This is a genomic window from Rhizobium sp. PRIMUS64, from assembly GCF_023006465.1.
GTDB lineage: Bacteria > Pseudomonadota > Alphaproteobacteria > Rhizobiales > Rhizobiaceae > Rhizobium > Rhizobium leguminosarum.
Window position 1 is genome coordinate 1 of sequence record NZ_JALBGX010000108.1, and the last position, 22,211, is coordinate 22,211.

The 22,211-nt window shown below is 62.0% G+C and carries 27 protein-coding genes; 14 read left to right on the forward strand and 13 right to left on the reverse strand.

The window, feature by feature from the left end; all coding sequences use genetic code 11:
* Positions 1-626: DUF2252 family protein (locus tag MOV76_RS29600; protein ID WP_247265870.1), on the reverse strand; the 626-nt coding region annotated here is incomplete at its 3' end.
* A gap of 254 nt (positions 627-880) precedes the next feature.
* Here MOV76_RS29600 and MOV76_RS29605 point away from each other — a divergent pair.
* The 3 genes from MOV76_RS29605 to guaA all read left to right on the forward strand — a co-directional run bounded on the left by MOV76_RS29605 (position 881) and on the right by guaA (position 3,620).
* A complete protein-coding gene (locus MOV76_RS29605; RefSeq protein ID WP_003544704.1) occupies positions 881-1,330 on the forward strand; it encodes a PaaI family thioesterase in 450 nt (149 codons plus the stop codon).
* Positions 1,327-1,965 (forward strand): 5'-methylthioadenosine/S-adenosylhomocysteine nucleosidase, encoded by a 639-nt coding sequence (locus tag MOV76_RS29610; protein WP_018244421.1) that lies wholly within the window; start codon positions 1,327-1,329, stop codon positions 1,963-1,965. The genes MOV76_RS29605 and MOV76_RS29610 overlap by 4 nt, the downstream gene beginning before the upstream one ends.
* A gap of 92 nt (positions 1,966-2,057) precedes the next feature.
* Positions 2,058-3,620, forward strand: a complete 1,563-nt coding sequence (gene guaA, locus MOV76_RS29615; protein ID WP_003544702.1) for a glutamine-hydrolyzing GMP synthase — start codon at positions 2,058-2,060, stop codon at positions 3,618-3,620.
* Between the two features lie 96 nt (positions 3,621-3,716).
* Here guaA and MOV76_RS29620 read toward each other — a convergent pair whose 3' ends face one another.
* Positions 3,717-4,319 carry an NADPH-dependent F420 reductase gene (locus MOV76_RS29620; protein ID WP_247265871.1) on the reverse strand — a complete coding sequence of 201 codons (603 nt, stop codon included), beginning with the start codon at positions 4,317-4,319 and terminating at the stop codon, positions 3,717-3,719.
* A 153-nt stretch (positions 4,320-4,472) separates the two neighbouring features.
* Positions 4,473-5,207 (reverse strand): SDR family NAD(P)-dependent oxidoreductase, encoded by a 735-nt coding sequence (locus MOV76_RS29625; protein WP_018244418.1) that lies wholly within the window; start codon positions 5,205-5,207, stop codon positions 4,473-4,475.
* Positions 5,208-5,481: 274 nt separating this feature from the next.
* Between MOV76_RS29625 and MOV76_RS29630 the strand changes: the two genes are divergently transcribed.
* A complete protein-coding gene (locus MOV76_RS29630; RefSeq protein ID WP_247265872.1) occupies positions 5,482-6,378 on the forward strand; it encodes a LysR family transcriptional regulator in 897 nt (298 codons plus the stop codon).
* Positions 6,379-6,457: 79 nt separating this feature from the next.
* On the opposite strand, the gene MOV76_RS29635 is transcribed toward MOV76_RS29630, so the two are convergent.
* Positions 6,458-6,988, reverse strand: coding sequence for a dihydrofolate reductase family protein (locus MOV76_RS29635; RefSeq protein WP_247265873.1), 531 nt, complete (start codon positions 6,986-6,988; stop codon positions 6,458-6,460).
* A 230-nt stretch (positions 6,989-7,218) separates the two neighbouring features.
* Complete coding sequence (locus tag MOV76_RS29640) at positions 7,219-8,094, reverse strand: GyrI-like domain-containing protein (protein ID WP_247265874.1); 876 nt, start codon at positions 8,092-8,094, stop codon at positions 7,219-7,221.
* A 286-nt stretch (positions 8,095-8,380) separates the two neighbouring features.
* Between MOV76_RS29640 and MOV76_RS29645 the strand changes: the two genes are divergently transcribed.
* Positions 8,381-8,872, forward strand: coding sequence for a GNAT family N-acetyltransferase (locus tag MOV76_RS29645; RefSeq protein WP_247265875.1), 492 nt, complete (start codon positions 8,381-8,383; stop codon positions 8,870-8,872).
* Between the two features lie 104 nt (positions 8,873-8,976).
* Here MOV76_RS29645 and MOV76_RS29650 read toward each other — a convergent pair whose 3' ends face one another.
* The 3 genes from MOV76_RS29650 to MOV76_RS29660 all read right to left on the reverse strand — a co-directional run bounded on the left by MOV76_RS29650 (position 8,977) and on the right by MOV76_RS29660 (position 11,572).
* Positions 8,977-9,522 (reverse strand): YbhB/YbcL family Raf kinase inhibitor-like protein, encoded by a 546-nt coding sequence (locus MOV76_RS29650; RefSeq protein WP_247265876.1) that lies wholly within the window; start codon positions 9,520-9,522, stop codon positions 8,977-8,979.
* A 38-nt stretch (positions 9,523-9,560) separates the two neighbouring features.
* A complete protein-coding gene (locus tag MOV76_RS29655) occupies positions 9,561-10,415 on the reverse strand; it encodes a helix-turn-helix domain-containing protein (protein WP_247265877.1) in 855 nt (284 codons plus the stop codon).
* Positions 10,416-10,600: 185 nt separating this feature from the next.
* The gene (locus MOV76_RS29660; protein WP_247265878.1) at positions 10,601-11,572 is read right to left on the reverse strand and encodes a LysR family transcriptional regulator; all 972 of its coding nucleotides are present in this window, start codon (positions 11,570-11,572) and stop codon (positions 10,601-10,603) included.
* 78 nt (positions 11,573-11,650) lie between these two features.
* Here MOV76_RS29660 and MOV76_RS29665 point away from each other — a divergent pair, with 78 nt between their 5' ends.
* Positions 11,651-12,175, forward strand: a complete 525-nt coding sequence (locus MOV76_RS29665) for a hypothetical protein (protein ID WP_247265879.1) — start codon at positions 11,651-11,653, stop codon at positions 12,173-12,175.
* 46 nt (positions 12,176-12,221) lie between these two features.
* Here the strand turns inward: MOV76_RS29665 and MOV76_RS29670 are convergent, their stop codons facing one another.
* The gene (locus MOV76_RS29670) at positions 12,222-13,118 is read right to left on the reverse strand and encodes a LysR family transcriptional regulator (RefSeq protein WP_018447907.1); all 897 of its coding nucleotides are present in this window, start codon (positions 13,116-13,118) and stop codon (positions 12,222-12,224) included.
* Positions 13,119-13,246: 128 nt separating this feature from the next.
* On the opposite strand from MOV76_RS29670, the gene MOV76_RS29675 reads away from it, so the two are divergent.
* Genes MOV76_RS29675 through MOV76_RS29685 form a run of 3 tightly spaced genes read left to right on the forward strand, consistent with a single transcriptional unit; the run spans position 13,247 to position 15,320 of the window.
* Positions 13,247-13,618 carry an Atu4866 domain-containing protein gene (locus MOV76_RS29675; RefSeq protein ID WP_247265880.1) on the forward strand — a complete coding sequence of 124 codons (372 nt, stop codon included), beginning with the start codon at positions 13,247-13,249 and terminating at the stop codon, positions 13,616-13,618.
* A 58-nt stretch (positions 13,619-13,676) separates the two neighbouring features.
* A complete protein-coding gene (locus tag MOV76_RS29680) occupies positions 13,677-14,528 on the forward strand; it encodes an oxidoreductase (protein WP_247265881.1) in 852 nt (283 codons plus the stop codon).
* A 57-nt stretch (positions 14,529-14,585) separates the two neighbouring features.
* The gene (locus tag MOV76_RS29685) at positions 14,586-15,320 is read left to right on the forward strand and encodes an SDR family oxidoreductase (protein ID WP_026230906.1); all 735 of its coding nucleotides are present in this window, start codon (positions 14,586-14,588) and stop codon (positions 15,318-15,320) included.
* A 61-nt stretch (positions 15,321-15,381) separates the two neighbouring features.
* On the opposite strand, the gene MOV76_RS29690 is transcribed toward MOV76_RS29685, so the two are convergent.
* On the reverse strand, positions 15,382-15,945 hold the full coding sequence (locus MOV76_RS29690) for a methylated-DNA--[protein]-cysteine S-methyltransferase (protein WP_026188582.1): 564 nt from the start codon (positions 15,943-15,945) through the stop codon (positions 15,382-15,384).
* Between the two features lie 243 nt (positions 15,946-16,188).
* Here MOV76_RS29690 and MOV76_RS29695 point away from each other — a divergent pair, with 243 nt between their 5' ends.
* From MOV76_RS29695 to ybaK, 3 genes are all read left to right on the forward strand, one after another.
* Complete coding sequence (locus tag MOV76_RS29695) at positions 16,189-17,250, forward strand: succinylglutamate desuccinylase/aspartoacylase family protein (protein WP_247265882.1); 1,062 nt, start codon at positions 16,189-16,191, stop codon at positions 17,248-17,250.
* A 119-nt stretch (positions 17,251-17,369) separates the two neighbouring features.
* On the forward strand, positions 17,370-17,720 hold the full coding sequence (locus tag MOV76_RS29700) for an ArsC family reductase (protein WP_018244403.1): 351 nt from the start codon (positions 17,370-17,372) through the stop codon (positions 17,718-17,720).
* Positions 17,721-17,752: 32 nt separating this feature from the next.
* Positions 17,753-18,226, forward strand: a complete 474-nt coding sequence (ybaK, locus tag MOV76_RS29705) for a Cys-tRNA(Pro) deacylase (protein ID WP_047617400.1) — start codon at positions 17,753-17,755, stop codon at positions 18,224-18,226.
* A gap of 68 nt (positions 18,227-18,294) precedes the next feature.
* Here ybaK and MOV76_RS29710 read toward each other — a convergent pair whose 3' ends face one another.
* On the reverse strand, positions 18,295-18,738 hold the full coding sequence (locus MOV76_RS29710) for a MarR family winged helix-turn-helix transcriptional regulator (RefSeq protein ID WP_128408674.1): 444 nt from the start codon (positions 18,736-18,738) through the stop codon (positions 18,295-18,297).
* A gap of 82 nt (positions 18,739-18,820) precedes the next feature.
* Here MOV76_RS29710 and MOV76_RS29715 point away from each other — a divergent pair, with 82 nt between their 5' ends.
* Both MOV76_RS29715 and MOV76_RS29720 read left to right on the forward strand, forming a co-directional pair.
* Positions 18,821-19,504 (forward strand): glutathione S-transferase family protein, encoded by a 684-nt coding sequence (locus tag MOV76_RS29715; RefSeq protein ID WP_247265883.1) that lies wholly within the window; start codon positions 18,821-18,823, stop codon positions 19,502-19,504.
* Positions 19,505-19,630: 126 nt separating this feature from the next.
* Entirely contained in the window at positions 19,631-20,884 is a 1,254-nt protein-coding gene (locus tag MOV76_RS29720) for an aminopeptidase (RefSeq protein ID WP_247265884.1), read from the forward strand.
* A 219-nt stretch (positions 20,885-21,103) separates the two neighbouring features.
* Here the strand turns inward: MOV76_RS29720 and MOV76_RS29725 are convergent, their stop codons facing one another.
* The gene (locus MOV76_RS29725; RefSeq protein ID WP_130653445.1) at positions 21,104-21,697 is read right to left on the reverse strand and encodes an NAD(P)H-dependent oxidoreductase; all 594 of its coding nucleotides are present in this window, start codon (positions 21,695-21,697) and stop codon (positions 21,104-21,106) included.
* 2 nt (positions 21,698-21,699) lie between these two features.
* The coding region (locus MOV76_RS29730; protein WP_309506596.1) for an exodeoxyribonuclease VII large subunit at positions 21,700-22,211 on the reverse strand (512 nt) is incomplete at its 5' end.

Below are 22,211 nucleotides of genomic sequence, written 5' to 3' on the forward strand. Positions count from 1 at the left end.
CCGCTGCGCGGCTTCGGCACGAAGGGTCCTGCCCCCGACGGCAGCGCGGCGGCGAGCGCCTTGATATAGGCTGATGGCGGCGGCTTGCTGCCGGGAAGCAACATTTCGTATTTCTCCCAGAATTCCCGGCGTTCGGAATTCGGCAGCATCAGCGCCTTGCGTAGCCATTTGTGGTCGCGCTCGAGGATGACGGGCAACGGATTTTCAAGGCCCCTGCGATAGCCGCTCAAGATCAATTCGCCGATCATGCGAACCGAGGGACCGTCGTCGCCGCGCGCCAGGATGGCGCTTGCCGCAAGGCGAACGAGATCCAGCGCATAGGGCATCACCGCCGCGTCGTCGAAATCGTTGACGCCCCAGACGAGCCGGCCCTCGATGTCGCGCCATGTGCCGAAATTCTCCAGATGCGTATCGCCGATCGCCAACACCTCGGGCACGGAGCCAAGTTCCGGGCAGATATCGAGGATGATCTCGCACCAGCGCCAATAGGTGGCGCGCAGGAAGACGAAATCGCCGCTTCGCATCTTCTCGTGCTTCTCCCGGAGATCGTCCTTGACGAGATCGTCGCCGAGTTCGCCGGCCAGCCAGGTCTCGAAATTCCGGACCGATTGCGATATCGTCGTCATGCTGGCGCTCCATCATTTCGCGACCCGATGCGGAGAATACGCGCACCGCGCGAAGCTGCAATCGTCTTCGCATCGGATCGCCACAATCCAGCGGTACTGGGCAGCTGTACCGGCTTGCGCGGCGACGCAAAGGTGAAAGGTTGCCCCGGCGACACGGTCCCGGGTTTCCATCGCCGCCCGGACCGATTTCAGCAATGTCCAGCTTGTCGAATGCGGCGCGCCATGCCACTTTCGCGGCTGCAAGAGGGGCAGACATGAGCGAGACTGACAGGGGCGATTTCCGCGCGCGAATCCGCCGCAATTTTGCGCGCCAGGCGGCGATGGAAACGATCGGCGCGGAGCTGACGCGCGTCGAGCACGGCGTCGTCGAGATCGAGCTTCCCTTCGACGTCAAGCTGACACAGCAGCACGGCATCCTGCATGCGGGCATCATTTCAGCAGCGCTCGATTCGGCCTGCGGCTTTGCCGCCTACAGCGTCATTGACCCGGAAGCCTCGATCCTGACGATCGAGTTCAAGGTCAATCTCATGTCGCCGGGGCGTGGCGATCGCTTCCTGTTTCGCGGGGAAATCACCAAACCCGGCTCCACCATCATCGTCGCCGACGGACGAGGCTACGCGATCAGCGACGGGCCGGCCAAACTCATCGCCTCCATGACCGGAACGATGATGGTGATCCGCGGTAGAGAGGGCATTACGGGATGAAGTTCGAACTGAAATCGGTCGCGGGGAAATCCATCCTTTTCGTCATGGCAGCGGAGGCCGAATACGGTCCCTTCCTGCGTTCGCGCATCGAACCTTTGATGACCGGGGTCGGCCCGGTCGAGGCAGCCATCGCGCTGAGCAAGACATTGGCGCGGCTGGATGCAGTCGACGAACTGCCCGATCTCGTCGTGTCCCTCGGTTCGGCCGGCTCCGCGAAACTGGAGCAGACCGAAGTCTATCAGGTGACCTCGGTTTCCTACCGCGACATGGACGCCTCGCCGCTCGGCTTCGAAAAGGGCAAGACACCCTTTCTCGACCTGCCCGCAACGCTCGAACTGCCGCTGCGCATTCCCGGCATTGCCGAAGCAAGTCTTTCCACCGGCGGCAACATCATTTCGGGCGCCGCCTATACCGGCATCGACGCCGACATGGTCGACATGGAGACCTATGCGGTGCTGCGCGCCTGCCAGGGCTACAAGCTGCCGCTGATCGGCCTTCGCGGCATTTCCGACGGCGCCGTCGAGCTGCAGCATATTTCGGGCTGGACCGAATATCTGCACATCGTCGACCGCAAGCTCTCTTACGGCGTCGACAGCCTGTTCACCGCGCTGGAGGACGGGGTATTCTGGTTCTGAGCCCTTGAATGCGGGACAATTGGAACAATAAAAACCCGATACCGCCGATTTCCCGCATTGCCAGGCGAAGCGCTTTTCATTAAAGCCTCGCCATGACCCAGACAGCACATCCCGACTCCGTTCTCATCGTCGATTTCGGCAGCCAGGTGACCCAGCTCATCGCACGTCGCGTGCGCGAGGCTGGCGTCTATTGCGAGATCGTTCCCTTCCAATCGGCCGAAGAGGGCTTCAACCGCCTGCAGCCGAAGGCCGTGATCTTGTCCGGCAGCCCGGCTTCCACGGTGGACGAGGGATCGCCGCGAGCGCCTCAGATCATCTTCGACAGCGGCCTGCCAGTCTTCGGCATCTGCTACGGCCAGCAGACGATGTGCATGCAGCTCGGCGGCAAGGTCGAGAGCGGCCATCACCGCGAATTCGGCCGCGCCTTCCTCGAGGTCGACAGGGACTGCCAGCTGTTCGAGGGCCTGTGGTCCTCCGGCTCGCGCCATCAGGTCTGGATGAGCCATGGCGACCGCGTCACCGCGCTGCCGGATGGATTCGAGGTGGTCGCCACCTCCTCCAACGCCCCCTATGCCTTCATCGCCGACGAGAAGCGCAAATATTACGGCGTGCAGTTCCACCCCGAGGTCGTGCATACGCCTGACGGCGCCAAGCTGATCGGCAATTTCATTCACAACATCGCCGGCATCAAGGGCGACTGGTCGATGTCGGCATATCGCCAGAAGGCGGTCGAGCAGATCCGCGCGCAGGTGGGCGACAAGCGCGTCATCTGCGCGCTTTCGGGCGGCGTCGACAGTTCCGTCGCAGCGCTCTTGATCCACGAGGCCGTCGGCGACCAGCTGACCTGCATCCTCGTCGACCACGGGCTGATGCGCAAGGATGAGGCGGCCGGCGTCGTCGCCATGTTCCGCGAGCATTACAATCTGCATCTGCTGCACGTCGATGCCGCCGATCGTTTCATCGGCGAGCTCGAAGGCGTCAGCGACCCGGAAACCAAGCGCAAGATCATCGGCCGGCTGTTCATCGAGACCTTCGAGGAAGAGGCCAAGAAGCTCGGCGGCGCCGATTTCCTCGGCCAAGGCACGCTCTATCCCGACGTGATCGAAAGCGTTTCCTTCACCGGCGGCCCGTCGGTGACGATCAAATCGCATCATAATGTCGGCGGCCTGCCGGAGCGCATGAAGATGCAGCTCGTCGAGCCGCTGCGCGAGCTCTTCAAGGACGAGGTGCGCGCGCTCGGCCGCGAGCTTGGCCTGCCCGACAGCTTCATCGGCCGCCACCCCTTCCCCGGCCCCGGCCTTGCCATCCGCTGCCCCGGCGGCATCACCCGCGAAAAGCTGGAGATCCTGCGCGAGGCCGATGCGATCTATCTCGACGAAATCCGCAAGGCCGGCCTCTACGACGCTATCTGGCAGGCTTTTGCGGTGCTGCTGCCAGTCCAGACCGTTGGCGTCATGGGCGACGGGCGCACCTATGAATTCGTCTGCGCGCTGCGCGCTGTCACCTCCGTCGACGGCATGACGGCGGACTTCTACCACTACGACATGGAATTCCTCGGCCGCGCCGCGACCCGCATCATCAACGAGGTGCGCGGCATCAACCGCGTGGTCTACGATGTTACGTCGAAGCCGCCTGGCACGATCGAGTGGGAGTGACGCGGATACCGTGGGGTAGTATCGGATGGCAGAGGACACTCGAGCGAATCCTAGGCCATCGTACTTCTCGGGCCAAATCACACGGCCTTAGATCGATTATTGCTCCTTCTTGAACAAATCCTGGAAGATGAGCTGGCCCCAAGTGCGGCCGCGTGCGTGCACCAGCGCGCCACCCTCGTTGAGCTTTCCCAGCTTGACGGGTGCGAACCCGAGCTGTTTGGCCAAATCCGCCACGGGAGCGATCGCGTCCTCGTCGTCGCTCGACAGAAAGACGACCCGGTGGCCGCCCTCAACGATCGGATCGGTAGCCAGGGTGGCGGCAATCAGGTGATTGAAACCTTTCACGAGCTTGGCGCCGGTGAACGCCTTCGCGACGAAGGCGGAGGGCGGCAGGCCGTCCAGCTCTTCGGGAGTGAGGGGAAACGAGTTCGTCGCGTCGATGACTGTCTTGCCTTCCCAGCTCGGCAGAGCCTTCGCAACCTCGCGATGCTCCCCGAACGGGACCGCCAGGATGATCGTGTCGGCCTCGAGTGCATCCTGCAGCGACTTGGCGACGACCGTGGGGCCAATCGCCCGCGCCTGAGGCGCCAACGCCTCGGGCGGCCGGCGGCTCGCGACGGCCACCTTGATGTTTTTACGGGCGAAGGCGTGGGCAAGGGCCTGGCCTATCTTACCGAATCCTACAATCGCATAGCTCATGATATTTCTCCTATCCGTGTTGATATTGATTCCCGGGCCCTTAGTGGCTCTGGGGATCCGTTCCGCTGTATGGCGACTTTCGCGTAGACGTCTCGCCGTGAACGACTTCCGCACGGCCGGACGGTCAGCCGCTTCCGGCGATCCGGCGCGATTTCAGATGGCCGAGAAGCCGCCGTCGACAGACAACTCCACCCCATTCACGAAGCTCGAATCGTCTGAAGCAAGAAACAGCGCGGCCGCCGCAATTTCCTCAGGACGACCCATCTTTCCCCGCGGGATCAGGGATTCGAACATTTGCTTCGCCTCCTCGGTGAGAACTTGGTCCTGCATCGGTGTGGCGATCGGCCCCGGATGCAGCACGTTCACCCGTATATTCCTGCCCTTGAGTTCGTTGAGCCACCCGCGTGCGAACGCGTGCAGCGCCGCCTTGCTCGCCGCATACACGCTGTAACCAGGAAAACCTTTCAGCGAAGCAACTGACCCGGTCATGAAGATCGATCCGCCATCGTTGAACAGCGGCAACGCCTTCTGAACCGTAAACAGCGTGCCCCGCGTATTCAGGTTGAAGGTCGCGTCGAAATGCTGCTCGGTAATCTCGCCCAGTGGGACGGCTTCGCCCGTGCCGGCGCTCGCGTATAGGATGTCGATCTTACCCTTTTCCCGTTTGACCGTGTCGAACAGACGATCGAGGTCGTCGAGATTGGCCGCGTCGCCGCGCACGCCGGTCACGTTCCGGCCAATCAACTTGACGGCCTCGTCGAGCGCCTCCTGCCTCCGGCCCGTGATAAAAACATAGGCGCCTTCTTCAACGAACCGCTTGGCGCTCGCCAGCGCCATGCCGCTCGATCCACCCGTGATGACTGCAACCTTACCCTCAAGCTTTCCCATGACTTCTCCTTCCAGGCTCCGCCTTTGATCGTTCGGGGACGCCCCCGAGACCCTCAAATAGGTCCGCCGGAGTCAGGCGTTGAGTGCGGAAGCGCGCACATCGGTGGTGCAAAATCGATCCGCCTGGACGACTGACGCCAGCCGCGACGATCGGTGTCTGTCGTTCGGAATTGAGCCGCGCTCGTCGACATAAGCTATGATGACAGCCCGTACTGCTGTACGACGCGTTAGATACGGGCTTCGGAAGGCGCACCGCGCGGTGCTGGATTGCACCATGATCGACTGGGATGACATTCGCTACTTTCTTGCCGTGGCGCGCGGAGGCTCAGTGCGGGCTGCCGCCGAGGGCCTCGGGGTGTATCATTCGACCGTGCTGCGACGCATCGCTCAGCTCGAGGAACGCCTCGGGGCGCAGATGTTCGAAAAGCTGCCTTCGGGCTACCGCCTGACGGCTGCGGGCGAGGAGGTCCTCGAGCTCGCGAACGAGATGGAAGCGTCGTCGCACCAGCTGGAGACGCGCGTCTTCGGTCGCGACCAGAGCGTGCGCGGGCTTCTGCGGGTGACGTTGGCTCCAACCCTTGCGACACATCTGCTCATGCCGGATCTCGCCGATTTCGCGCTTCTGCATCCCGATATCGAGATGGAAATCATCTCGTCCGGCGAGCTGGCAAATCTGACCAACCGAGAGGCCGACGTGGCGATCCGCGTCGTTTACGACCGCAAAACCCTGCCGCTCAATCTTCACGGCCTGAAGGGACCGGAGCTCTTCAGCGGCGTCTACATGTCTCGCGATCGACTGGTCGCATGGCGTGCGGGCGCGCCGGATCCCATCCGATGGATCGTCATAAGCATTCATGGAATTCCGGATTGGGTCCGCGAGGGTGAGGTTCGCACCACGGGGGTTCCGTTCAGGATCACGGACGGCGAGGCGCAGATCGTCGCAGTACGGCAAGGGCTCGGGATGACGACACTGCCGTGCTTCGTCGGAGATGCCGACCCCCTATTGGCGAGGGTGCCGGGCACCGACCTGCACCTGCATGGAACCATCTGGCTTCTCACGCAGGGGGAGACGCGCAAGACGAAGCGCGTCCGGCTCTTCACGGAGTTCGTATCCCGCAGGCTTGCCGCGTACGCTCCGCTTCTCGGGGGGCTGTCCATGTCGCGCGACTGACGCCCGGCAGGTCGCCGGCGACGCTTGCCGTAATCCGGTCGGAAGCCGAGCTGCGATTTTCATCTGGCGAGTCGCCAGATCAGGCCGGAACGTAGGTCAACCTGATTACATCCTCGCCAATCCGGTCATGAGCCATTAGGCGGAGCGGCGGCCGGGGTCCGGCAAAATATGGCTTGCCGTGACCGAGCACGACGGGGTGCAGGTAGATTCGATACTCATCGATCAGGCCAAGTTCGGTGAGGCTTTGTGCCAAATCCGGACCGGCAACTTCGATCTCCCCGTCGCGTTCCGCCTTCAGCTTGCGGATCGCGGCCTCAAGATCTTCCCCAACAAGCCTGGCGTTGGGACCGACCGACGTCAACGAGCGCGAGACGACCCATTTCGGCTGGTTCCGCCACGCTGCCGCGAAGGCCTGTCGCTCTGCGTCCCATTCGGGATGTTCGTCGTCCCAGTAACGCATTACCTCATACATCCGGCGACCGTACACACTGCCCGCCTGCCGCTGAGCCTCCTCGATGAAGTGGCGGAAGAGCGTAGGGCTTGGGCCAAACGCCATATGATCGACGTAGCCGTCCAGGGACTGGTTCATTCCGAACACAAGCTTAGCCATCCTCACTTCCTTTCCTGAAACAGCATATCCGCGCATGCCTGATTGCATTGTGCAATCAGTTGTAAGTTAGCTCAACTGGTTTTATATCGCAATTGGTTTTTGCAGTGCGCATAAATCCGCGACCTGATGTTCGCCACCCGCCGTGCGAGTTGCTGACCGACCAGCAGGCCCGGTGGACAACGGCCTGTCCGCTTCCAGCCATCAGAATGAACAAGCCGCCATCAGCGGCGCTATTTCAGCGGCAGAAACAGTTCCGCCACCGCCTCATGCTCCGGCACTTCGGGGAAGAAGCTCAACCGCTGGCAATAGATCGGGAAATCGCGTGCTTCCTCGCCGCTGGCCGGAAGCCAGTCGCGATAAAGGTAGAGCGCGGCGGGCTCCAGATTGTCGGTGTTGCCGACGACACGCAGCACCGCGCAGCGTCCGCCAGGGATCTCGCCGGCTTTGATCTCTTTGCCGTTCGCCTCGATCGGTTGATCGGTCCCGACACAAAGGTCCACGCTATAATCGGCAGGCGACGCAGGACGCCGCTCGGAACGCCAGACATTGAAGGTCGGACTTGTCTTGGGGTGCAAGCCAGCGGCCTTGCGCCAGGCGATGAACCGCTGGATGGTGGCGCCGAGCGTCGCCGGGTCGCCCCGGTGCTCCATGATCGCCACCGGCGTGGTGGGCACATTGCGAATGTTCACGTCGTCAGTGGTAAAAGTCTTCTGCATGAGCTTGCTCCTTGCGTTGTCGAGAGGCCCGAAGGCCGCAAGCCACGGCTCCCAGTCAGGAGACTTCCGGAACGACGAAGGCGACTGCCCGAACCGTTGCCGAAAGGCGCGGGCGAAGGCATCCGGTGCGTCGTAACCGGCATCCATCGCTATGTCAGTGACGCGTTCTTCGTCCCTGTAAGCCAGCCGGTATGAAGCGCGCTTCATGCGGGCAAGCCTGATATAGCGATGCACTGATAATCCGAAGGTCGCCGTAAACTGCCGGTGGAAATGAAACTTCGAGAAAGCCGCGACACCGCTCAGAAGGTCAAGATCGTCATCGAGGTGCCGGTCGACATAATCCAGCACTCGCTGCATCCGCTCATGATAGTTCCGAAGCGCTGCGGTCATTCGCCTTGGTCTCCGTGGCAGCTCAAACTAGATTCCTCCGGCAACCAGCGCCCGACCGATCTTGCGGTTTGGCATGGATCAGCCGGTGCCGCCCGATCGGAGCGTCTTGCGATCCTCGCCCGGCACTGTTATTCGCTTTTCCATCTTAGAGGAGAATGCCTTTGTTTGCCGTCGTAACGATCCAGAACTCACCGGCTGCGGCGGTAAGGATGATGGCGTTCGGCATCGTGACCGAGAGCTAATCCTCCATTCTATCGCTCGGCCTTAGCGCGCCCAATGCTGGCGCATGTCTAGTGTCGAGAAGACTATGATTATCGAACTAACGTCTCATGATTTTGAAGCGCTGCTGAAGGGCATCGCGCCACGTCATCTGCGCCTTGTCCAAGACAGCCCCATTGCGCCTCCTGAAGTACTGGAGATGTTGAACCGCCTCGCGACTGACATAGGCGCTGAATTCTCGCCGTCGGCCTGGATGATCGCGGAGGATGGCGAGATCGTCGGCCTCTGCTCCATCGTTCGAGTTCCACAAGATGGAAACATCCATATCGGCTATGGGATTGCGCCTTCGCGCCAGGGCCGTGGATGCACCGCGCGGGCCATAGGCCAGTTGCTGGAGTGGGGGCGGAGCGACCCTCGCGTGGCTCTGATCTCCGCAGAGACCGAAGTTGCGAACATTGCGTCACAGCGTGTCCTCGAGCGCAATGGATTCATTCGCGCCGGCGAGCGTATCGATGCCGAAGACGGTCCATTGATTTGCTGGGAAGCAATGACGGTCTAAGGTTGCGGACCGAATAAGCCCGCACGGGAGACGGCCGGCCGAGGTTCAATTACCTCGGCCGGACTTTTGTCATGGACAGATGACGACTTCGATCACGGCCTGCTTCAGCGGCCGTAGGTGACCTCGACGGAGGCCTTGTCGAGCGTATTTGCCCTGACATAGAAGCCAACCATGGCGCCCGGCGCAGTATCAGGAAGCGGAAGCTTGTCGACCGAAAGCGCATAGACGGTGAACTGGTAATGGTGCGGCGCATCGCCGGCCGGCGGGCATGCGCCGCCATAGCCGGATGTACCAAAATCGGTGTGACCTTCGACAGTGCCTGCGGGAAGCTTTTTGTCACCGCTGGCGCCGATGGCGATCTCCGAGGCATTTGCGGGAATGTTGAACACCGACCAATGCCACCAGCCCGAGCCGGTCGGAGCATCCGGATCGTAAGCCATGATGGCGAAACTCTTGGTCGCCTCGGGAGCACCCGACCAGGTCAGTTCCGGCGAGATGTTCTTGCCGGCGCAGCCGAAGCTGTTGAAGACCTGTGCATCGGCCATGGCCTTGCCGGCGGTCAAATCCTTCGAGGTGAGCTTCATTTCGGCCTGTGCGGCCGTCGCGCCAAAGACGGATGTGGCGAGAAGTACTGCTGTGATAAAACGCATTCTGTTTTCCTGCGGTTGACAATGCAGGAAAACTATCGTCACCGAGCAAGTGCATCTGCCCCGCTATGCTCAACTTCTGCCCCGATCCGCTCAAAACGCTCAGAGCCGCCCCGCACATGGCGTGGATTGACGCCAAACCGCTCTTTGAACCGCGCCGCGAATTGCGACGGGGAATCGTAACCGACCTCAAGCGCGACCTGCGCCATCGGCAGGGTTGTGGTTTGAATGAGGCCCAAGGCGCGATTCATTCTTGTATCGCTCAAGATCTCACTGAAACCGGTATTCTCGGCGGCCAGCTTACGCCTCAGCGTCGCTTCGCTCATGTTGAACGAGCGCGCCGCGTGTGCAAGCGTCCAATCAAAGGTCGTATCACTTTCGATCATCTGCCGCAGCCGGTCCTCGAGCCGAGGGCTTTGGCATTGGCCCAACACCGCTCCGCAGAGCGCAAACCAGGTGATCAGCTCCATCAAACGAGCCTTGGCAATGGCGCCGGGAAGCCTCGTCAGCTTGCCGGGCTGACAGCAATAGTCAAACAATGCCGCGGCTTCCTCCGGCAGCTTCGAGGTCCCTGCCGGGACAGGCCTCGATGGAACGGCGAGCGATCCCATCCTGGTATAGGCTTCCTCGAAGAGCTGTCGCGGAACAGGAAGCGCCAGGGTCTGATACTTCTGCGGCGCCTTGGGAATATTCTCCATCGTCAACGGTCGATAGTCGGGCAGCAAGCCGTAGGCGCCCGCCTCGAGGCGCAAAGCCTTGTCATCTGCCATGACGATCTTCGTTCCCGATTGCACCTGTATCAACAGGGGGCTCGTATTGACGAGACGATAAAAACAGGCCCGCCCGCCCTGGCGGATCAAGGCCCTGGTCGGAATGGGAAAGACCTCGTCGAGCATATGTTCTCCGACAACAGGATGGATGATCGTGGGGCTCGGGCTGCCAGGCCGTGAGACTGGAGCCATGATCGGTAGACTCGCCACCACCGATCCCTTGAGGATCGGGAATAGCAAAACCGCGTGTCATGGGCAATCTTGAGCGTCATTCAGGCGTTCGAACTCAATGGAATTCCGCGCGTCCCACCTCAGCGCATTTTTGTGGCTGGTGTTTGCTTGTCATCGATGTGAATTCGGGTTTTGTCGGCAGCGTCGGCCCGGCTTTTCACGTGATCGATGAAAGCCCGCAGCTTCGGCATCACTTGATGACGGCTGGGATAGTAGAGGAACACACCCGGCGCCATCGGTGCGAACGCCTCCAGGACGCGGACGAGTTTTCCCGCCTTCACAGGTCCGGCGGCGATTGGCTCCGGCACTTGCGCAAGCCCCATATCTTCGACGGCGGCTCCCAGCATGGTGGGAAAATCATGGGCGATCAGCGGCCCGGAGACAACAGCCTCGATCGGCTTTTTGCCGCTGACAAACGACCACGGCGCGATTGAGCCGTTCGAGCGGCGCATGCGGATGCAGGCATGTTGACGCAGATCGTCGATACGCTCGGGCCGCCCTCTCCGGTGCAGATATTCGGGGCTGCCGACGACCACCAGCGGGAAGGACGGCGTCAGCCGGACCGCGACCATGTCGGCTGCGATGAACTGGCCGAGCCGGATACCGGCGTCAAATCCTTCGGCCGCGATATCGACCAGTTCCTCATTCGCGGCGACCTCCACCTCGATCTCGGGAAACGCCTGGCAGAAGGATGCAATCAGTGGCTCCAACAGGATCGGCACCACTGACGGCGGCACGGTGAGCCGCAACAGTCCAGCCGGTCTCTGGCCGAGCTCACGCGCAACCGCGCTTGCCGCAACCAGTTCCTCGAAAGCCGGCTTTGCGCGCGTCAGGAACCGCTCGCCGGCTTCAGTCAGACCGACACTGCGCGTCGTGCGGATGAAGAGTACTGCGCCGACACGCTCCTCAAGAGCGCGTACGGCCTGGCTGACTGCCGAGGGGGTCACCCCGAGTTCCGCGGCTGCTCTGCGAAAACTACGGTGATGGGCAACGCTCAGAAACGCCTCAACGCCGTCGAGCGAGCCTTGCCTGACTGTGAAGTTTTGCTTCATACCGCATCGATATTATCGCCAATAGTCGATCGCGGGAAGCGGCCGTACATCTGGATCCCACAAATCAGGAGTGCCCCGATGTCGACGGAATCCATCTTTCAAACCCATCTCGCGCTCGGCTATGTCGGGTGGCTGCTTTGCTTCGGCGCCTATATTCTGCCCTGGCTCAAATCGATGGACAGGGTCAAGGCGCACCGCGCCATCGCCACTCTGCACAGCTTCCGCTTCTTCGGGCTCGTCTTCATTCTGCCCGGCGTCGTCGGTCCCAACCTGCCCACCAGCTTCGCCACCTTCGCTGCCTATGGCGACCTCGCGGCCGGGCTGCTCGCCATGTTGGCGCTCGTCACGATCCGCATGCGTCCGGTCTTCTGGCTGTTCGTCGTCGCCTTCAATCTCGTGGGAATGGGCGACCTCGTGCTCGACTACTATCACGCGATCCAGGCCGGCCTGCCGGCGCGGGCGGAGGAATTGGGCGCCGCATACGCGATCCCGATCATTTACGTGCCCTTGCTGATGATCACCCACGTCTTCGCATTCTATTTGCTTCTGCGTCCTCAGCCTAAGGCAACCCAGGCGCTCGCCGGCGAGGCGGCAGTATCTTAACCTCCGCCATCTCAGGCGTTGCACCTTGCGATCGAAGATCGCAACTCTAGAGCCCGTCAAACCTGCGGACATAATCGACCAATGCGCGCAGCTTCAGCGGCTGTCTCTGGCGCCTGGGGTAGTAGAGATAGAAGCCCGGGAATGGCGGGCAGAAATCCTCCAGCAGCGGCACGAGCTCCCCGCGTTCGATATAGGATTGGAAGGTTTCCGCCATGCCGAAGGTGATGCCTGCTCCGGCGCAGGCCATGCGGATCATCATTCCCATGTCGTTGGTCGTGACGACGGGATCGACGGAGACGTCGAAGTCGCGATTGTTCTCGGTGAACTCCCAGCGATAAGGCGCCGTATCCGGGCGTGGCCGCCATCCGATGCAGGCATGATCCTGCAGGTCGCGGGGATGGCGGGGATGGCCGCGGCGCTCGAGATAGCTGCGGGATGCGGCCGCGCATTGTCGCTGCTCTTCGGAGACTGAAATCGCGATCATGTCCTGCTCGATCACTTCGCCCAGCCGGACACCGGCGTCGAAGCCGGCCTCGACGATATCGAATTCGTCATCGGTGATGGTGATATCGAGTTTGATGTCGGGGCAAGCTTCCATGAAACCGGCCAGTAGCGTGCCGGACAGGAAGTTCTCGGCGATCGAGGAAACGGTGATCCTCAGCAGGCCGCTCGGGCGCGCCTGCATTTCCCGCACCGTCTGCATTGCATCCTTGACCTGCCGGACCGATGGACGAACCGCGTCGAAGAACACTTCGCCGGCTTCGGTCAGGCTGACGCTGCGGGTCGTGCGCTGGACCAGGGCGACGCCAACCCGATCCTCCAGGCGCTGCAGGGCCTGGCTGACGGCGGAGCGGGTGACGCCAAGCCGCTCGCCGGCAAGGCGGAAGTTCCGCGCCTCGGCCACCGCAAGAAAAACTGAAATGCCTTCGAGATCATCGACCATTGGTTAGCATTTCTAACCAAGGCATCCTGGATTGGCAACTTAATCGCCGCGGATGGGCACGCTATCTTTCAAGTCGAGATCAACGCCAAGACCCACGCATCGGCAGATCTTCTTCGAAAGGCAAGGCAATGCGAAGGATTTTCAAAAGCCCGATTCTGCAGTTTTTCACGGCGGTCACCCTGGCTGGCACGGCGACCAGTTCGTCCGCCACCGATGCCGTGAACGACCGAGATCAGCAGCAACAAACAAGCGAGAACAGAATGCAGCAACACCCCTATGTCGGCATGTGGGTTACGGATGATGGCCGCGTCCGCCACGAACTTTTGCCGAATGGCCGTTACGACGAAGCCCGCGGAAACCGGGAAAGCGCCTATCGCGGCCGCTACGAAGTCACCGGAAGGCACATCGAATACTGGGATGACACGGGCTTCACGGCCGACGGCGATTTCGTCGACGGCAATACCCTCCATCATGGCGGCATGGTGCTTCGCCGCAAGTGACGTGCCGCCTGAAAGGCAACATCACCAAGGATAAGGCCGGGTTTGCCGGCCGGAAAGGATGACGATCATGTCTTCCCCAACACCCACCTGGTTCATCACCGGCGCATCGTCCGGCCTCGGCCGGGCACTCGCCGAAGCGGTCCTGGCGCGCGGCTGGCGCGCCGCCATGACGGCGCGCAGACCCGAGACCCTGGCAGATCTCACGGCAGAGCACGGCGACCGCGCGCTTGCCCTTGCACTCGATGTGACGGACAGCAACTCCATCGCCGGCGCGGTTCATGACGCGGAAACGCATTTCGGCGTGATCGACGTCCTCGTCAACAATGCCGGCTACGGCTACCTCTCGGCGATCGAAGAGGGCGACGATGCCGAGATACGCGCTCAGTTCGAAACCAATGTGTTCGGTTTGATCGCTGTCACCAAGCAGGTTCTGCCGGGCATGCGCTCACGCCGGCAAGGACATATCTTCAACGTCTCTTCGCTCGGCGGGCTCGTCGCTTTTGCTGCAACCGGCTACTACCACGCCACCAAATTCGCGGTCGAAGGCTTGTCGGAATCGCTTTCGCATGAGGTCAAATCGCTTGGCATCGATGTGACGATCCTCGAACCGGGCGCCTTCCGCACGGATTGGGCCGGCCGGTCGATGGTCGAATCCAGTACGATCATCGACGACTATGCCGAGACTTCCGGCAAGCGGCGCCAGGCCACCCGGTCGGTCTCCGGCAACCAGCCGGGCGATCCGGTGCGAGCCGCGACAGCAATCATATCGGCGTTCGAGGCGGACGAGCCGCCGCTGCGCTTGTTGCTCGGCGCACCTGCCCTGAAGATCGCCCGCGAACGGCTCGATGCGCTGCGCGCAAATTTCGAAGCCTGGGCGGAGACGACGCTCAGCGCCGATTTCCCAAGCTAAACCCCAAGAAAACCCTCAGCCGTATCGCCAGGCGAGCGGCGTGAAATGGAGCTTGAAATGTCTGATATCAAAGGAAAAGTCATTGCCATCACCGGAGCCAGCAGCGGTATCGGAGAGGCTGCGGCAAAGGTGCTGGCTGCCGCAGGCGCCCATGTCCTGATTGGCGCGCGCCGCACCGAGCGCCTGGAGGAACTCGCCGCCGACATCGCGGCAAAGGGTGGGTCGGTGCGCCTGCAAAAGCTTGACGTCACCGACCGGGCGGATGTGGAAGCCTTCGCAGGCTTTGCCAAGTCCGAATTCGGCCGGCTGGACGTTATCGTCAACAATGCCGGGGTCATGCCGCTCTCGCCGCTAGACGCCCTCAAGGTCGACGAGTGGGACCGGATGGTCGACGTCAATATCAAAGGCGTTCTCTACGGCATCGCGGCGGCCCTTCCGATCATGAAGGCGCAGGGATCGGGGCAGATCATCAACCTGTCTTCGATCGGCGGCCACAGCGTCTCTCCGACCGCCGCGGTCTATTGCGCGACGAAATTCGCAGTGCGGGCGATCTCGGACGGGCTGCGGCAGGAAACCGATCGCATCCGGGTGACCGTCATCTCCCCCGGCACGACGACATCGGAACTGGCCGAGACGATCACCGATCCGACGGCGCGGGATGCCATGAAGGCGTTCAGGGCGATCACGATCAGCCCCGAGGCCATCGCCAATTCGATCCTCTACGCCGTCAGCCAGCCTGATGATGTCGATGTCAGCGAGATCATCATCCGGCCGACAGCCAGCCCGCATTGATCCGCTGAGATTTTGCCAAGTCAATTCCAGCAAAAGTCTAGAGCGGTTTTGCGGAACTGCTCTAGAAACCCAGCGACTGCTGGGCAGGCGGTGGCGGCGCAAGGTTGACGCCTTCGAGTTCCAGCATGCGGGCTTTCGATGACGAACCGCCGGGAGCGGAGAAGCCGCCGATCTTGCCGCCGGCGGCCAGCACCCGGTGGCAGGGGATGATCAAAGCGACCGGGTTCTTCGCCATCGCCTGACCGACGTCGCGGGCGGCTTCCGGCCCGACGCCGAGCTCCTTCGCCAGCGCGCCGTAAGTGGTCGTGCGACCCCAGCCGACACGCCGTGCCGCCGCATAAATATCCCGGAAGAAGGCATCCTGACCGGCAAGATCGAGTTCGACGCCGGAAAAATCCGTCTCCTCGCCCTGGAAATAGCGCTTCACCGCAGCGACCGTCTCGAGCACAGCAGGCGTCGGTGCGCCGGATTCGGCATCCGACAGGCGGCGCAACAGCAGCCGTTCGGTCGCTTCCGCTGATTTGGTCGGCAGCTGGAAGCGGGTGATGCCGGCATCGCTCCAGGCGATGCCGCAGAAACCGCTCGCGGTTTCGAAGATGAGATAGTGGTGCATTGTCTCAGCCATGACAAAGGCTCCGCGTTTGCGATGACCCATAAAATCGTATGAGACGGCCGCTGTTTCAACCCGTTTCTTGCGCGCGCCGGGCTTCCCGGAAAGATCGCGATGCTGCAATGTCGGTCGAACGTCCACTTCAGCCGCTTCTCTCCGACCGCAAGGCCGTGCCGCTGATGCGCTTGGCCACGGCTTGCACTTGCCTAGCTTCTGCGCATAAAGCTCGTTCAGGTGCTGCACGGGAGCGAAATCAGCATGGACGTTTCAGAGATCATCATCCCTGGAGATACGCCGGGAACGGAGTGGCGGCTGCCGGTGCTGCGCTTTACGGGCAGCGATCCGAAGGCGCCGAAGACCTATATCCAGGCGGCTCTGCATGCCGGCGAGCTGCCGGGAACGGTGCTCTTGCATTTCCTCTGCGAGAGGCTGCGGCAGGCGGAAAGCCAGGGCGGGATCGCCGGCGATATCACCCTCGTGCCGCAGGCCAATCCGATCGGTGCGGCGCAGTCGCATTTCGGCGAATTGCAGGGCCGTTTCGACTTGGGCTCGCGCACCAATTTCAACCGGGATTTCCCGCTGATCTCCGTTGCGGATCGCGCCACGCTGATCGAAGACCTCGATGATTATCCGGCTACCGACAGGTTGAAGCGGCAGTTGCTGCACATGGCGCTCGGGGCCGATCTCGTGCTCGACCTGCATTGCGACGACGAATCCCTGCAATATGCCTATATCGACGAGGCCTTCTGGCCGGAGGCGGCCGATCTCGCCGCTTCACTCGACATGGAGGCCGTGTTGCTTTCGGACGGCGAAAGCTCGGCCTTCGAGGAAGCCGTCGGCTTTGCATGGAAATATGAAGTTCCCGGCGAGCGCCAATCCCGGCTGCCCGGCAAACTCTCCGTCACTGTCGAGCTGCGCGGCAAGCGCGATGTCGATCCAGTGCTGGCGAAAAAGGATGCCGACGGGCTCTGGCACTTCCTCGCGGCACGGGGGATCGTTGGCGACGAAAAGCCGGCAGCAATGGCATTTTCCGGTCCGGCCGTGCCGCTCGATAATATCGAGATCATTCGCACTCCAGAAGGCGGCGCCGTGCTTTTCCATCGCGATATCGGCGAGAAGATTGCGGAAGGCGACCGCCTAGTGACGATCGTCACCCGGCCGGGACAGCCGGGCGGCAGCATCGAGCTCACCGCGCCGCAGGACGGGCTGATCCTGACCCGAACCTCCGACCGGCTGGTGCGGCGGCGCGGCGACCTGATGAAGATCGCCTGCGACGAACCCAGCAAGGCCTCCCGCAAGGCCGGCACGCTGGAGAATTGAACGAGGCCGGTTTTGTCCTGCTGCGATTGTCGACGCGTTCGGGGATAAAACGTCGCCCGGCGTTTGCGCCGGCCTTTGTGCATGTTATCTCGCTGCCATCACAAGGAGATCGATCGGGCATGGCCGTCACCATCTATGGCATCAAGAATTGCGACACGATGAAGAAGGCCCGCAGCTGGCTGGAAGAACACAGCGTCGCCTATGAGTTTCACGATTACAAGGCGCTGGGTATCGACCGCGCCCATCTCGAAGCCTGGATCGACGAAGCCGGCCTCGACACCGTGCTCAACCGCGCCGGCACCACCTTCCGCAAACTGCCCGATGCCGACCGCGAGAACCTCACCCGGGAGAAAGCAATCCAGCTGATGCTCGACCAGCCGTCGATGATCAAGCGGCCGGTGCTGGAGGCGAAGGGCAAGCTGCTGATCGGCTTCAAGCCGGAGATTTACGCCGGTATGCTCGGAGGCTGACAGGCGGCCCGCTGAGCTCACGAGGGAAAGAGATGTCCAAGACCACGCGCGCGACACAGCTTCTTTCGCAGGCGGGCGTCGCCTTCACAGTTCATGCCTATGACTACGACCCCAATGCTGAGCGTGTCGGGCTGCAGGCGGCCGAAGCGCTCGGCGAGGCGCCGCATCGGGTGCTGAAGACGCTGATGGCGGAAGTGGACGGCAAACCGGTCTGCGTCGTCGTGCCGTCGGATCGCGAGGTCAGCATGAAGAAGCTTGCGAGCGCCTTTCACGGCAAATCGGCCAACATGATGAAGCCTGCCGATGCCGAGCGGCTGACGGGCTATCATGTCGGCGGCATCAGCCCGTTCGGCCAGAAGAAGACCGTGCCGACGGCGATCGAGGAAGCCGCCCTTGCCGAACCGCTGGTCTATATCAATGGTGGGCAGCGCGGGCTGCAGGTGCGGCTCGATCCGAAGGCTGCGTTGAAGGTGCTGAAGGCTGTCGCCGCGCCGCTGATTGCCTGATCGGAGCATGATGCCGAAAAGTGTAAGCGGTTTTCGGACAACATGAACCGGCCTAAAATCATCCTGTTCTAGAGGAAGCGGTCGAGCAGGTCAGCGATCGTCTTCGCCTCGTTGTCGGCAAGCTTGCAGCCGATATGGGTCTCGATCGATCTGGCATAGACGGTCCACATGCGCTCGCGAAGCTTTCGGCCGGCATCTGACATCACCACCCAGCGGCCGCGCCCATCTTCAGCGAAGGCCTCGCGCCGGACCAGCCCCTCTTTTTCCAACCGATCGATCAGCCGGGAAAGATTATACTGCGCCAGCAATGTCCGCTCTTCGATCTCGTAGGGGCGCAGCTTGCCATCTTCCGAGCGCGTCAATTCCCAAAGCACGTCATACCAGGCAAGCGGCGGCATGCCGGCCGCCTTCAGATCGGCTTCGATGGCAGCGAGCAAGCGTTCGCGGGCGCGCATGATGCTCGTCCAGGCAGAGGTGACCGCTTCGCTCGGATTCGACGTTTTTTCGGACATAAATGCAATTACATCTATCTTGAATTCCGCCACAAGCGATATTAGATGCAGTTACATCTATCATCGCCGCATGGAGACCGTCATGAGCAAGCTTACCCTCGTCAGCCATCATCTCTGCCCCTATGTGCAGCGCGCCGCGATCGCGCTTCTCGAAAAGGGCGTGCCCTTCGAGCGCATCAACATCGATCTTGCCAACAAGCCGGACTGGTTCCTGCAGATCTCGCCGCTCGGCAAGGTGCCGCTGCTGCGGATCGAGGAAGAGGACGGCAGCGAGGCGGTGCTGTTCGAAAGCAGCGTCATCTGCGAATATCTGGAGGAAACGCAGCCGGGCGTCGCACTGCTTCCCAAAGACGCGCTGACGCGTGCCCGCCATCGCGGCTGGATGGAATTCGGCTCATCCGTGCTTTCCGATCTCTGGGGTTACGAGACAGCTGAGGACGCCGCGCAACTCGAGGCCAAGCGCAAGGCGCTCATCGCCAAATTCACCACGCTCGAGGGTGTGCTGACGGATGGGCCTTATTTCGCCGGCAACGACTTCAGCCTCGTCGACGCCGTCTTCGCGCCGGTCTTTCGGTATTTCGATCTCTTCGACACGCTCGGCGACAGCGGCATCTTCGAAGGGCTCGAGCGGGTGGCGCGCTGGCGCAAGGCGCTCTCCGAGCGGGCGAGCGTCAGGGCCGCCGTCGGCGCGGACTACCCGCAGCGGCTGATGGAATTCCTCGAAAAGCATAACTCGATCCTGCTCAGGCAAGCTGCCGCCGCCTGAAGCGCGTCCGGCGGCCGGACATATATCCGGCCGCTTGCAATTCGGCGGCAATACGCTTCATTTTCGCCGCAAACGGGTCTAAGTCTTCCAGCCTCCCACCGTCGATGACAGAAGGCAGGTTGAACCATGACTTTCATGCCCCAGAGCCAGAACACCGTTGATCCCGTCAAGCTGGAAAAGCTTGCGGAAGTCGCCATCAAGGTCGGGCTGCAACTGCAGAAAGGTCAGGATCTGGTGATCACCGCGCCTGTCGTGGCGCTGCCGCTGGTTCGCCTGATCTCCAAGCACGCCTATCAGGCCGGCGCAGGGCTGGTCTCCGCCTTCTATTCCGACGAGGAGACGACACTGGCGCGCTATCAATATGGCAGCGACGAGAGCTTTGACCGCGCCTCCGGCTGGCTCTACGAGGGCATGGCCAAGGCCTATGCCAACGGGGCGGCCCGTCTCGCGGTCGCCGGCGACAATCCGATGCTGCTATCCGAGCAGGATGCCGGCAAGGTCGGCCGCGCCAATCGCGCCAATTCCACCGCCTATAAGCCGGCGCTGGAAAAAATCTCGAATTTCGACATCAACTGGAACATCGTCTCCTATCCGAACCCATCCTGGGCCAAGGTGGTCTTCCCCGACGATCCGGAGCCGATCGCGATCGCCAAGCTCGCCAAGGCGATCTTTGCCGCCTCGCGCGTCGACGTCAGCGATCCGGTCGCCGCCTGGACCGAACACAATGCCAATCTTGCCAAGCGCTCCACCTGGCTGAACGGCGAGCGTTTCGCCTCACTGCATTTCAAGGGACCTGGCACCGACCTGACGGTCGGCCTTGCCGACGGGCATGAATGGCATGGCGGCGCTTCCACCGCCAAGAACGGCATTACCTGCAATCCGAACATCCCGACCGAAGAAGTCTTCACCACGCCGCATGCGCTGCGCGTCGAAGGCCATGTGTCGAGCACCAAGCCGCTTTCGCACCAGGGCACGCTGATCGACAATATCCAGGTGCATTTCGAGGGCGGGCGCATCGTCGAGGCCAAGGCCTCTCGCGGTGAAGAGGTCTTGAACAAGGTGCTCGATACCGACGAGGGCGCGCGCCGGCTCGGCGAAGTGGCGCTCGTGCCACATTCCTCGCCGATCTCGGCCAGCGGCATCCTGTTCTACAACACGCTGTTCGACGAAAACGCCTCCTGCCACATCGCGCTCGGCCAGTGCTATTCCAAGTGCTTCCTCGATGGCGCGACACTGAGCCAGGAGCAGATCAAGGCACAGGGCGGCAATTCCAGCCTGATCCATATCGACTGGATGATCGGCTCCGATAAGGTCGATATCGACGGCATCAAGCCGGATGGTTCGCGGGTTCCGGTGATGCGGCAGGGCGAATGGGCCTGAGCGGCATCCTCGTGGGCTGACTGAGCCAGACGCTGGCGCACCACAACTAGCCCTCATCCTTGTACGTTGCTGATCATGTAGAATGCGATTGTGCGACGTAGGAGGATGAGGCTGGAGGGAGGGCGTGCCGGCCCCACGGCATCGCGACAAGCGATCATCCTCTCTGTTTTTTTTAGCAATCCGAACGCAAACCCGCTGCACACGTTTGCTGGAATTGCTTTAGCGGATCGCCGATAGCAGCTTGCGCACGCGATCGAGATGCATCGTCCGCTTTGCATCGGTGGCGCGGTCCATGTCGTGCAGGCTGAGCATCTCGAAATTCAGCCGCTTCGAGCAGAAGGCGGCGATGCCGCGCTTCAAGAGCCGGCGCACCGGATCGCCCATATAGAGACGCACCAGCCACCAGGGCGAGCCTGTCGTCGTCAGCGCATAGAGCAGCCGGATATTGGTCAGCTGCGGCACGATACGGCCGCCGGCGGCGTCATGGCTGAAGGCAACACCGGGGGCGAAAACACGGTCGAAGAAGCCCTTCAGGATGGCGGGGAAATTGAACCACCATTGCGGAAAGACAAAGATCAGGCCGTCGGCAGCCTTCAGGCGGGCAACGGTATCGGCAACGGCTGAGGTGTCATAGGGCACGTCGAAATAGCCGCTGCGCTCGGCCTTCGAAAGGCGCGGATCGAAATCTTCGCGGTAGAGATCAAGCAGGTCGACCACGTGGCCTGCCGCTTCCAGCGCTTCGCGTGCGGTCCTTGCCACGGCAGCGGCGAAACTGTCCTCCAGCGGATGGGCAAGCACCAGCAGGATCCGCATTGTCAGAACAGGCTTCCCTGCTTCGGTGGCTCTGCGGGTCTTACGCTGCGCTTCTTGGCACCGGCCGGCGGTGCGCCGCCTTCCGTGGTCATGGCGCCGACACGACCGTCGGCGAATTCGATGGCGATGCCCATGCCGGCGGAGAGTTGAGCAGCCTGCGAGACCGGCCTGTTATCCTCATCGCGAATGACGGCGTAACCGCGCTTCAGCACGTTCTTATAGGAGAGCGACTGCAGCACGCGGTCCTGCGAAGAAAGCTCGGCGCGCGCACGGGTTAGCTGGTGGCGGATCGCCGTATCGGCATGGCGCGAAAGATTGCCAAGGCGTTCGCGGCCGCGGTCGGTCTGGGTCTTCAGCCGGGCAGGGAGCGAGGCGAGGATTGCTTCGGCGCGGTCAACGCGTGATTTCGAGCGGTCGATCAGCCGCTCGACCATGCGCTCGGCCCGGGCCATGCGCTCGTTCAGCGTCTGGCGGCGCTCGGCGATGCGACCGGACAGCAGATCGGGGCGCAGAT